Genomic DNA, 11,646 nt, shown 5'->3' on the forward strand with positions numbered 1-11,646 from the left:
CCCTGAAAGGATTGCGACAGGCGCTGTCAAAAATTTTTGCAGTTGTCAGGCGTGTTCAATTTTTACTTTATGATCAGACCCCTGCCGGCATTTCCGCAGGTCATTAACCTCCTATAACCATTGCTTTAAACCAGTTCTTTCGAATGAAGGCAAGGCGGAATCAGTCTTGCAATACATGAATTGGGGGACCCCGAGGATCCCTGTGCTGAGCTGTTTATTTGGAGTGGAAATGGAGAGGGGAGTGAGTTCATGCGTAACACATTGCGAGTCGGTTCGCTGGCTGTCGCCTGTTTAATGGCGGTCGAAGCCCGAGCCAACATCACAGGTTCGGATCTGCAAAATTTTAATGCATCGTACACGCCTGCGGATAGCGTTACGGTCCATGGCGCCAAAACCATGGGTTCCGGTCGCCTGAGTCTCGGCCTCTTTGCCAACAATGCGGTCAATACTCTGCCTTACTTCAACGAAGAAGGTTTGCCCAACATCGATCAGAAAAAATCCTTCAGCAATTCTGTGACCGGCCTGGAATTGGCCGTGAGTTACGGCATCACTTCGTTCTGGGATATCAGTCTGGCCCTGCCTTCCTTTGTGGCCCAAACGGTGGAAAAGGATGACCAGCTGCATGGTTATTTTGCAAGACTCGGCATCACCGAGCTGCGGATCGCCAACAAATTTCAATTGCTGGCGACGGATTTCCTGTCTTTGGGCCTGATGGCAACCGCCAATCATAATCGCGTTCAGAACAATCCCTATTCCGGCAACATGGAATGGCCATCGTTTGCGCTGGAACTGCTGGGGACTCTTGATTTTGGTTTCTTGACCTGGTCCACCAACGTCGGCTATCGCTGGCATCATGGTGAGCCGACCGCTGAGCTGCAGGAGGTTCTCCCCGTGCAGCGTTTCGGAGATCAATGGGTGGCCTCGACCGGCGTGGATGTGAAGCTGCCGGCGACCGACCTCACGGTGCAGGCCGAAGTCTACGGTTCCTATGCGAAGCAGGATTTTTCGAGTTTTTCCCCGCGGAATACTTCGATCATGGAAGGCCTCGTTGGTCTGAAATATCCTTTGGATGACGCCTGGACCCTTTATGGTGGTTACGGCTCGGAAATGCGCCATGCGCTGAGTTCCGCCGACAATCGGTTTTATGCCGGGGTCCGTTGGACCACTGACCTCACGCCGGCGAAACCCGTGGAGGTGGCGCCCGCTCCGGCCCCTGTGGCTCCTGTGGTTCCGGTCATGGGACCGGGCATCACCGAGCGGGCTCCGGATGCGATCGTGGAACTGGATGATATTTACTTTCACTTCGATTCCACCGCCATTCGCGATCCCAAAGGCTATGAAGTCATGCAAAGGCTGAAAGAGCTTTTGCAGAGCAATCGCAATATCGAGCGCGTGGTGATCGAGGGTCATGCCTGTGCCCTCGGGACGGATGATTACAACTTCGGGTTGAGCGATCGGCGGGCCGATACCATCGAACGCTGGCTCATGCGGAATTACGGAATCCCCCCCGAGAAACTCCTGACCGTCGGCTGGGGCGAAAAACGGCCCAAGGTCAGCAACGCGATCGAGTCGAGTCGTATGCTAAATCGCCGGGCAACGTTCAAGATCTACTACGAAATGCCGCGTATTCCCGCTCCCCGGACGCCTCAGACTCAGCAGGCTCACTGATCAAGCATGCGTCCACCCGTTGACAAAGGGTGGACTTGCGTCTGAGTCAGCTCACAAAAAAATATGAGCGCGCACCCGAAAGCTCTGGATCGAGCCTGGGTCATCCCCTTGAGAACGGTCATGTCTGCTGAAAAAATCGCCGGATTGCCCCTGGGCCAATCCGGCTTTTGCAATTTTTATGGAAAAATGAATTCTTTTTTGAGAATTTGAATACCTCAACTCCGCTCCAGTCTGAGCACCAAGGTGCAGATACAGGATCTCGGGCCGCTCCGTGAGCCGCCCGAAGGGAAAGTGGAGTTGGTCTTACGACACAGGGAGCTTTTTATGTTTTCAGTCAGGAATCGCTTTACTCTCGGGATGACACTCGTGGCAGCCTTGGGCCTCCAGAGTCAGTTGCTGCGGGCCGCAGGCAAGGACATCGTGATCGGCGTCGCTGGTCCGCATACCGGTGCGAACGCCCCTTTTGGGCTGCAGCTCTGGAAAGGGGCGGAGGCCGCTGTCAAAGACATCAATGATGCCGGTGGGATCAACGGCAAAAAACTGCGTGCGGTGAAAGCGGACGACGCCTGTATACCAGCCCAGGCCAAGTCGGTCGCCAACAAACTGGTGAACACGGAAGGCGTGTCAGCTGTGGTCGGGCACTTCTGTTCGTCATCGACCATCCCTGCGGCCAGCGTGTATCGGGAAAATAATGTGCTGATGATCACGCCCGCCTCGACCAATCCTCGCGTGACGGAAGATGCGGCGTTCAAGCCCCGGGACTGCTCGGGTATCACTGATGCCGGCAAGAAGGCCAAGTGCGAACTGCAGAATCACAGCGTCATCATGCGGATGTGCGGGCGCGATGATCAGCAGGGTGTGGAAGCCGCTGAGTTTGTCCACAAGGTTCTCAAAGCGAAGAAAGTCGCCATCGTTCATGACAAGGACACCTACGGTCAGGGACTGGCGGACGCAATGAAAGCGCATCTGAAAACCCTGGGTCAGCAGCCGGTCATTTACGAAGGTCTGACCCGCGGCGAAAAAGACTTCAACGCGCTGGTGACCAAGATCAAAGCGGCTCAGGCCGATGCTGTTTACTTCGGTGGTCTGCACGCCGAAGCCGGTCCCCTGATCCGTCAGATGCGGGAGCAGGGTCTGAAAGCGGCTTTCATTTCAGGCGATGGAATTGTGTCCGAGGAATTCGTGTCATCGGCCGGCGGCGAGAAATTCGTCAGCGGAGCCTACATGACCTTCGGCGCCGACCCACGGAAACTTCCCAATGGCAAAAAGGTCGTCGATTCCTTCCGGAAGACCGGTTATGAGCCCGAAGGCTACACCCTTTATTCCTATGCCGCCGTGCAGGCCATCGCAGCCGCCATCAAAGGAACGGGTGAAACCCGTGACGGTCGTAAACTTTCCAAGTGGCTCTTCGACAATGGTGCGGACACCGTGATGGGCAAGCAAAACTGGACGCAGAAGGGCGACCTCCAAAAGTCCGGCTACGTGATGTATGTTTGGGACACCAAAGGCAAGTACGCTGAAGTTGGCAACAAACTGTGATAAAACCCCGGGCACCCCGCACAAGGGTGCTCGTCGCGTCATGGGCAGCCCGCGTGGGAACGCGGGCGCTTTTATTTCCTAACTTCCAATTGGTGTCATGATGGATCTTTACGTACTGGGTCAACAGCTTGTCAATGGCCTCGTCCTGGGGGCGACCTATGGCCTGATCGCAGTGGGCTATACCATGGTCTATGGGATTATCGGCATGATAAATTTTGCTCACGGCGAAATTTATATGATTTCCGCATATCTCGCTGCGATCGGGCTTGCGGTCCTGGCCTGGATGGGGATTCAATCGCCGTTTCTCCTCATTGCTCTGACGCTGGTTTTTGCCATCGTCGTCACCAGCACCTATGGGGTGGTGATCGAACGTCTCGCCTATCGGCCCTTGCGCAAAGCCAATCGACTGGCGCCGCTGATTTCGGCCATCGGGGTGTCGCTGATCCTGCAAAACTATGTGCAGCTCAGCCAGGGTGCCAAGAACCAGGGTGTGCCGACGCTGATCAGCGGTGCCCTGCGCATTGGCGAGGCCGATCACTTCTTTCAAATCACCTATACCCAGATCATGATTATCCTCGTGGCCCTCTTCAGTATGGGCATTCTGAACGCGGTCGTGCGTTTCACCGCTCTCGGTCGAGCCATGCGGGCCACGCAGCAGGACCGGGGCATGGCGGAAATTCTGGGCATCAACACCGATCGCATCATTGCTGTTGTCTTTGCCATAGGCGCCGCCATGGCTGCTGTTGCCGGAGTTTTGATTACCTTGAATTATGGCAGCTTTGATTTCTATGTTGGCTTTGTGACCGGCATCAAAGCTTTCACGGCCGCAGTGCTCGGCGGCATTGGCTCCTTGCCGGGGGCCATGCTGGGTGGAATCCTTCTCGGGCTTGCCGAATCCCTGTTTTCCGGCTTTGTGAATTCTGATTATAAGGATGTGTTCGCCTTCGGCCTTCTGGTGGCGATCCTCATCTTTCGTCCGAGCGGTCTTTTGGGCAAACCCGTGGTGGAGAAAGTTTAAGCATGCAAAAGAAAAAACCTCTCCGCATTCTTCTCGCTCTGGTGGTGGCGGGCCTGGCCGCGCTGATCATGACCGGGCCCATTTCCGGCATCATCCTCGATGGCTATGACTTTCAAACCAATTTCAAAGTGCCTCTGATCCTCGCCGCCTTTGCCGTGATCGCGCGGCTGACCTTTGCGCTGGTGCCGATGGAGCGGCTGCGCCACGGAAATCCGGAGCTGCCGCCCAAGCCTGCGGTTTTCAAACCCTGGCAGATGGCGTTGGGATTTCTGGTCGTCTTCGCTCTGTGTTCCAGCATCCCGTTCTGGGCTTCCCGATACTGGATCGCGGTTTTGATCATGGCCCTGATTTATGTTCTGCTTGGTCTCGGACTGAATATCGTCGTGGGGCTGGCGGGACTGCTCGATCTGGGCTTTGTCGGCTTTTTTGCAGTGGGTGCCTACGGCTATGCGCTCGGTTTCAAATATCTGGATTTGGGCTTCTGGGGAGCCTTGCCGCTCTCGGCTCTCACCGCTGGTCTGTTCGGAGCCGTGCTCGGGTTTCCCGTGCTCCGCATGCATGGGGATTATCTGGCGATCGTGACCCTCGGTTTCGGGGAAATCATTCGTCTCGTTCTGAACAACTGGCTTGATTTCACCGGCGGTCCCAACGGGGTGGACGCGCCACCGCCGACCTTCCTCGGCTGGGAATTCAAGGAATTTGCCAGCCAGGGCGGGGTGCCGTTTCACGAAGCCTTTGGTTTTGAATATTCAAAAGGCTTGCTCGACGGCTTCATTTTCCTGACCCTGCTCGTGGCCGTGGCGATCACGCTTTATGGAGTGCATCGCCTCAGGCGCATGCCGATCGGTCGAGCGTGGGAAGCCCTGCGCGAGGATGAAATCGCCTGCCGTTCGCTTGGTCTGAATCATGTGAATATCAAACTTTCGGCGTTTACGATGGGCGCTTCGATCGGTGGTGTTGCGGGCGTGTTTTTTGCGGCCTATCAGGGTTTTGTTTCACCGGTGTCCTTCAGCTTCTTTGAATCGGCGCTGGTGCTGGCCATCGTGGTTTTGGGCGGCATGGGTTCTCTGACAGGCGTGGTGCTGTCAGCCCTGTTCCTCACCATCATGCCGGAACTTTTGCGCGAATTCTCGGACTATCGCATTCTGGTCTTCGGCATGGCCATGGTGTTAATCATGATCGTGAAACCGCGCGGCCTTGTGCAGCTGCGACGTCCTTTCTTCGCTGTGAAGGAGTCGTAAGATGAATCCCTTGCTGCGAGTCGAGGATTTGAGCGTGCGCTTCGGGGGCATCATGGCCCTCAACAAAGTCAATTTTGAAGTGGCCGAAGGTTCCATCACGGGACTGATCGGCCCGAACGGAGCCGGAAAAACCACGGTTTTCAACTGTCTGACGGGCTTCTATAAATCCCATGGCGGAGCCATCTGGTTCAAGGGCGCGGACGGGGATGTGAATATCTGCACCCTCCTGGGCGCGAAGCTGCGTTTGGATGATCTCACGGATCCACGCAAGCTTCTCCAGAAAATCCGCTACGGATTTTTTGGAGGCACGCATCTCGTGGCCCGGGCTGGTGTGGCACGAACCTTTCAAAACATTCGTCTCTTCAATGAAATGAGCGTTTTGGAAAACCTGCTCATTGCCCAGCACAGACTGGTGAATCGCAATATCATCTCGGGCCTTTTTCAGCTGCCTTCGTTCCGTCATGCCGAGGAAGCCGCGGTCGACCGGGCCTATCAATGGCTGAAGACGGTGAAGCTCGAATACTATGCGAATCACCTGGCGGGCTCCCTGTCCTATGGGAATCAGCGTCGTCTGGAAATCGCGCGGGCGATGTGCGCCAATCCTCGACTGATTTGTCTGGATGAACCCGCCGCGGGCCTCAATCCGCGCGAAACGCGGGAACTCGCGGATCTGATCCGGGCCCTGCGCGAGGAGCATCGGACCACGGTTCTGGTGATTGAACATGATATGTCCCTCGTGATGAGCATCACGGATCACGTTGTGGTTTTGAATTATGGTCAGGTGATTGCAGCCGATCAACCCAAGGCCATTCAGGAACATCCCAAAGTCCTTGCCGCCTATCTCGGGACGGAGCCGAATCTATGACTCAGCCTTTGCTTGCCATTGAAAATCTGAAAGTGGCCTATGGTCCCACCGAAGTCCTGCATGGTGTTTCGCTGGATGTGAAACCTGGGGAAATCGTCACGCTGATTGGCAGCAATGGGGCCGGGAAAACCACGCTTTTAAAAAGCCTTTTTGGTGCGCCGCGCGCCCGGGATGGACGGGTCATCTTCCGGGGCGAGGATATCACCGAAGTGCCCACGCATCGCGTGGCCCGGCGCGGCCTCTCGCTGGTCCCCGAGGGACGCCACATCTTTCCCGCGATGTCGGTGGTCGAGAATCTCAAGATGGGTTTGACTTCGCGTCCCAACCCCACGGGTGTGGACGAGGATCTTGCGACCATCTTCAAACTCTTTCCGCGTCTCGAGGAGCGCAAGCTGCAAAGGGCCGGGACGCTTTCCGGTGGCGAACAGCAGATGCTGGCCATCGGCCGCTCGCTGATGGCGAAACCGGAGCTTCTGCTGCTGGATGAACCGAGTCTGGGTCTGGCGCCCTTGGTGGTGAAAGCTATCTTTGAAACCTTGAAAAAGGTCGCCGGACAGGGCATGACCATCTTCCTCGTCGAACAGAATGCCAATCAGGCTTTGCGCCTGGCCGATCGGGCCTATGTGCTCACCAACGGGCGCATCACGCTCACCGGTCAGGGGCTGGAACTCCTGGCCAATAAGGACGTGCAGAAGGCTTATCTCGGCGGACATTAAGGTTTCATCTTGGTGAATCTTAGTACCTGTCGACTCTTCGCGGAACACCCGCTTCAACAATTTCAGCAGCATGAGGATCGCTCAGGACCTGGCAGGATCTGTGCAAGAGGCACGAACCAGAACACCAATCTTGAGCGAGGGACCTCATGCAACACAAACTGAAAACGTTCGGACTTGGGCTTTTGTTGGCCGGGATGATGACACCGGCCTTGGCCCAGGACGATGCTCCCCACAGCTTTCGCATCAACAATATCCGAAGCAATGGAACCGGCTGCCCCATCGGCACTGTGGCGGTGAATATCTCGGATGATCAGCAGGCGTTTACCCTGAGCTTCAGTGAATTCTACGCGGAAGTGAGCCCAAGTCTGGGCATTCAGAATCAGCGCAAGACCTGTCGCGTGGTCTTTGATACCGAGCAGGATGCCGGCTGGGAATATGCGATCTTCGCTGTGACTTATCGCGGTTTTGCCGGTCTCGATGCTGGCGTGCGTGGCGAGCAGGATCTGCGGTTTGGTGGCGTCGGCAAGCAGGCGCGCAGCACCATGACTCTGGTCGGTCCTTATGAGGATGACTACATCAACTCGCAGGAAGTGCCCATCAGCAGCCTGAAGTGGAGCGGTTGCAAGAGCAACAAGCAGAAGGACTTCACCATCGACGCCGCGCTGACGTTGCAGGCTCCTGATGAAGACACGCAGGGCCTCTTCACGGTCGATACCGTGGACGGCGAAATTCGTCAGGAGTACGAAGTACTCTGGCGGGAATGCAAGGGCGGGAAGAAAGCCTTTGCGGTTTGCCGCCTGTCCGTGCCCGGAAAAGACGGCACCCATCAGCTCATCAGCAAGCATCCCGGCAAAAATCCAAACCAGGCTTTGAACAAGGCCCGGTCCAAATTGGCCAAAAAATGCCAAAAGGCCAAGGGAAGCGCGCCGAACTGCGATGCTGACAAGGCACAGTGTAGCATCATCAATCTCTGACGTACCTGCCAAGTGCCCGAATTTATGTATAAATTCGGGCCGCCCAAAACCCCGGTCGCTCCAGCCCCTTTTCTTGTGGCGGATTCAAATTTGAAAGACTAAATTGCGGTCTCAACCGGGAGAAAGATCGCCAAGCTCCCTTGATCACTCGGATTTTACAAGCTATGCGACTGTCGGTATCACGCGACAAACTTCGTTTCCTGCTCCGCTTATGGCCTGTGCCTGTGGTTGTCCTGTTGGCATTCTCTGCGATCATGCTTTACCAAATGGATGGCATCGTTCGCGAAAAATTTGAAGGCAAGCGCTGGCGTTTGCCCTCGCTGGTTTACGCCAGACCACTTGAACTCTACGAAGGCGCACCGCTTCGCGATGAAGACCTGGAAATGGAGTTGCAGGAACTCGGCTATTTTAAAGTCAAGGATCCGCAACAGCCTGGCGAATACGCGCGTCACGGCGATAAGTTCGACATCCAGCGGCGGCCTTTTCCTTTCTGGGAAGGTGCGGAACCCACCACACGGATTCAGTTTCGCATCGTCAAATCCAAGGTCGCCGACCTGCACCAGAATCAACAGCCGAGCGAGTTAAGCCGCCTCGAACCGATGAAGATCGGCGGCATTTACGCGACGCATAAGGAAGATCGCAAACTCGTGCAGCTGAAGCAGGTCCCGAAGTATGTGATCGATGCGCTGATTGCCATCGAGGACCGTGATTTTTACGAACACTTCGGGGTCTCGATCAAAGGCATCAGCCGGGCGATGTGGACCAACTTCAAAGCCCGCCGTTGGGTGCAGGGCGGCAGTACTCTGACCCAGCAGCTCGTGAAGAATTTCTATCTGACGCCGGAGCGTTCCATCAAAAGAAAGTTCACGGAGATGATTTATTCCGTGCTTTTGGAACTGCACTATAGCAAGGATGAAATCCTCGAGACCTATATCAACGAAATTTACCTGGGTCACAGCGGTGACAACGCGGTGCATGGCTTTGGCCTCGCCAGCGAGTTTTATTTTGGACGGCCGCTGGAGGCCTTGAGCCTCGACCAGGCGGCCGTGCTCGCCGCCATCGCCAATGGACCGTCCCTCTATAATCCCGCCCGCTATCCGGAACGTGTGAAAAAACGTCGCGATAAAGTCCTGACGCTTCTGCTGGAAGACAAGAAAATCACCAAGGCGGCTTATGAGAAAGCCCGTCGTCAGCCGATCAAAGTGCGGCCGTCCCTTCGCTGGACTCCGAACCGTTTCCCGGCCTTTCTCGACCTCGTCCGGCGGCATCTGGATCGGGACTATCAAACGAAGGATCTGGCCGAGGAAGGGCTGCGCATCTTCTCGACCCTGGATCCGATCATTCAGGTGCAAACCGAAAAAGCCATCGCGGATTTCATGAGGCGCCAGGGCAAAGCCGCTCGCAAACTGCAGGTGGCGTCCGTGGTTGTCTCCGAGAGTGGGGAAGTGCAGGGAGTGATCGGGGACAAGGTCGCCGGTTTTCAGGGCTTCAATCGGGCGCTCGATGCGAAGCGTTCCATCGGTTCGCTCGCCAAGCCCGTGGTGCTTCTCACCGCCTTGAATGAGCCTTCGAAATACACCCTGGCCACCCATATTTCCGATGGGCCGGTGAGCATTCCGCTCAGCTCCGGTCAGGTTTGGGAGCCACAGAATATCGACTACAGCGACCACGGTTATGTCAGCCTCTTGACCATGCTCACGCAGTCCTATAACCGCGCCACGGTTCGTCTGGGCAAGGAAGTGGGCCTCAAGAAAGTTCAGGAAACCTTCCGCAAGCTGACGGGAAACAGTGATATTCCGGATAATCCTTCGATCATGCTCGGCGCCCTGGGCATGAGCCCCTATGAAGTGGCCGGCATGTACTATACCTTCTTCTCCGGCGGGTATCGGACGGACTTGAAAGCGGTTCGCGGCGTGCAGGATCATGACGGCAAGCGAATCAAGGCCTATCCCAGCAAGGTTGTAAAAATCTTTGAACCCTCGGTGATGCACCTGATGCAGTATGCGATGCGTGCGGTCATTTTCGAAGGCACCGGCCGCGCGGCCTTCAGCTTCATGCCGGGTGATTTAACGGCGGCGGGAAAAACGGGAACCTCCAACGATCAGCGTGACAGCTGGTTTGCTGGTTTTACCGGCGATAAACTGGTTGTGTCCTGGGTCGGCAACGATGCCAACGATCCGACCAAACTCACCGGCAGCAGCGGTGGTCTGCACGTCTGGGCGCAGATCATGTCCCGGGTCAGTCACAAGTCATTGACCTTGAACGCACCGCCGGGCGTGCAGTATCAGTGGGTGGATAATGCCACTGGGCTGCTGAGTTCCTCCGATTGTCAGGGGGTGCGCTATCTGCCTTTCGTGGGTCATTCCGCGCCCAAGGAATCGGTGCCCTGTCCGGTTCTGCCGGATCCTGTGCATCCGGATCAGCCGCCGGTGACCACAGGCCAGGAGCCGGCAATGTTGGACTGGCTCTTTAAACTCATGCAATGAAAATAAATCGCGATATGCCAGGCAAACTCAAAAATTTCACCCTTGGGGCTTTTCTAATCCTGATTCTGGCGGGTCTGGCCAGCTCCTGCGTGCATGCGCCTGAACCGGTGGTGACCCCGCCGACGGAAGAGGAGCCGCCTGCGACGGTCGCGGCCCCGAGTCTGGAATTGATCAAGGAACCGCTGCCTCCAGCCGTTCATGCCCTTCTGCGCCGGGCCCAGGCGGCCCTGGAACGTCAGCAGTATCAGGAAGCGGAAGCGCATGCCGAGCGCGCCTATCGCATGGATGGTCGCGACTATCGCGTGCTCTTCATGCGGGCGCGAATCAGTCTTGCCGCGGGCGCTCCGGATGACGCCGAGCAATGGGCGCAAAGAGCACTGGGTTCCCTGCCAGTCAAATACAAGGGCCACCGGAAACAGACCTGGGAACTCATTGCCCGCGCCCGTGCCGCGCGTGGTGATCACGCGGGCCGCGATGAGGCGCTGCGCGAGGCCCGCAGCGTTCGCTGATTCTGTTTAAAATTGATAACCAAGATTAAAGAGCATCGCGTTGGTGCCGCCGGCGAAGGTCTGGGCAAAGAGCTCCGTCCTTTTCGTGGACGTTTCGGTACTCACGCCTCCGGCGGTATTGGTGGTCGTGGTCTTGGAGGTCAGGCCGCTGTTGAAGAACTGGACCTCGATATCCATGATCAGCGCTTTCGTGAAATCGAAGCGGAAACCCGCACTGCCCGCATAGAACAGCCCATTGGTTTCGATTTCCGTACCAGCGCTCGGTGAATTGGTTTCATTCATGAAGTAGCCGAGCCAGGAAATGTAGCTGTGTATGCCTTTTTCAAAGGATTTGAGGAAGTAGTACTGCCCGCCGCCCAAAAGCAGCCCGGTCGAGCCATCCGGAGCGTTATCGCCGCTGAATGAAGTCGAGGTCAGGCGTGCCTGCAGATACCACATCCGGCGATCCACGATATCGAAACCGAAACGACTCCCGACCGAAATCTCGCGTTTCGTCGGCTGACCATCCCCGTCCTGCCCCCGATAAAATCCGCTCATCAGGCTCAGTTCTTTAGCGAACCCAAAGTTGGCAAACCCGAGCAAGAACAGGAAGGGCACATGCTTCACACAGCGCATAAAGAAAATCCTTTA

At 56.4% G+C, this 11,646-nt stretch carries 10 protein-coding genes; 9 read left to right on the forward strand and 1 reads right to left on the reverse strand.

Annotation, left to right across the window (positions count from 1 at the left end; translation table 11 throughout):
* Window positions 1-249: 249 nt before the first annotated feature.
* The 9 genes from OLTU_RS11925 (at window position 250) to OLTU_RS11965 (ending at window position 11,016) form a co-directional block, all read left to right on the forward strand.
* Complete coding sequence (locus OLTU_RS11925; protein ID WP_141732988.1) at window positions 250-1,668, forward strand: OmpA family protein; 1,419 nt, start codon at window positions 250-252, stop codon at window positions 1,666-1,668.
* Between the two features lie 324 nt (window positions 1,669-1,992).
* Entirely contained in the window at window positions 1,993-3,207 is a 1,215-nt protein-coding gene (locus tag OLTU_RS11930; protein WP_218109991.1) for a branched-chain amino acid ABC transporter substrate-binding protein, read from the forward strand.
* A 100-nt stretch (window positions 3,208-3,307) separates the two neighbouring features.
* A complete protein-coding gene (locus OLTU_RS11935; protein WP_141732989.1) occupies window positions 3,308-4,225 on the forward strand; it encodes an ABC transporter permease subunit in 918 nt (305 codons plus the stop codon).
* Between the two features lie 2 nt (window positions 4,226-4,227).
* Window positions 4,228-5,466 (forward strand): high-affinity branched-chain amino acid ABC transporter permease LivM, encoded by a 1,239-nt coding sequence (gene livM / locus OLTU_RS11940; RefSeq protein WP_141732990.1) that lies wholly within the window; start codon window positions 4,228-4,230, stop codon window positions 5,464-5,466.
* 1 nt (window position 5,467) lies between these two features.
* Window positions 5,468-6,331 carry an ABC transporter ATP-binding protein gene (locus tag OLTU_RS11945; protein WP_141732991.1) on the forward strand — a complete coding sequence of 288 codons (864 nt, stop codon included), beginning with the start codon at window positions 5,468-5,470 and terminating at the stop codon, window positions 6,329-6,331.
* The gene (locus OLTU_RS11950) at window positions 6,328-7,047 is read left to right on the forward strand and encodes an ABC transporter ATP-binding protein (RefSeq protein ID WP_141732992.1); all 720 of its coding nucleotides are present in this window, start codon (window positions 6,328-6,330) and stop codon (window positions 7,045-7,047) included. Before OLTU_RS11945 ends, OLTU_RS11950 begins: the two co-directional genes overlap by 4 nt.
* A gap of 146 nt (window positions 7,048-7,193) precedes the next feature.
* Window positions 7,194-8,021, forward strand: a complete 828-nt coding sequence (locus tag OLTU_RS11955; RefSeq protein ID WP_141732993.1) for a DUF4360 domain-containing protein — start codon at window positions 7,194-7,196, stop codon at window positions 8,019-8,021.
* 164 nt (window positions 8,022-8,185) lie between these two features.
* Window positions 8,186-10,507, forward strand: coding sequence for a penicillin-binding protein 1B (gene mrcB / locus OLTU_RS11960; protein WP_141732994.1), 2,322 nt, complete (start codon window positions 8,186-8,188; stop codon window positions 10,505-10,507).
* Window positions 10,508-10,521: 14 nt separating this feature from the next.
* On the forward strand, window positions 10,522-11,016 hold the full coding sequence (locus OLTU_RS11965) for a tetratricopeptide repeat protein (protein ID WP_176736545.1): 495 nt from the start codon (window positions 10,522-10,524) through the stop codon (window positions 11,014-11,016).
* 6 nt (window positions 11,017-11,022) lie between these two features.
* Here OLTU_RS11965 and OLTU_RS11970 read toward each other — a convergent pair whose 3' ends face one another.
* On the reverse strand, window positions 11,023-11,631 hold the full coding sequence (locus OLTU_RS11970) for a hypothetical protein (protein ID WP_141732996.1): 609 nt from the start codon (window positions 11,629-11,631) through the stop codon (window positions 11,023-11,025).
* Window positions 11,632-11,646 lie beyond the last annotated feature (15 nt).

Origin of the sequence: Oligoflexus tunisiensis, from assembly GCF_001748245.1 — a bacterium.
Taxonomy (GTDB): domain Bacteria; phylum Bdellovibrionota_B; class Oligoflexia; order Oligoflexales; family Oligoflexaceae; genus Oligoflexus; species Oligoflexus tunisiensis.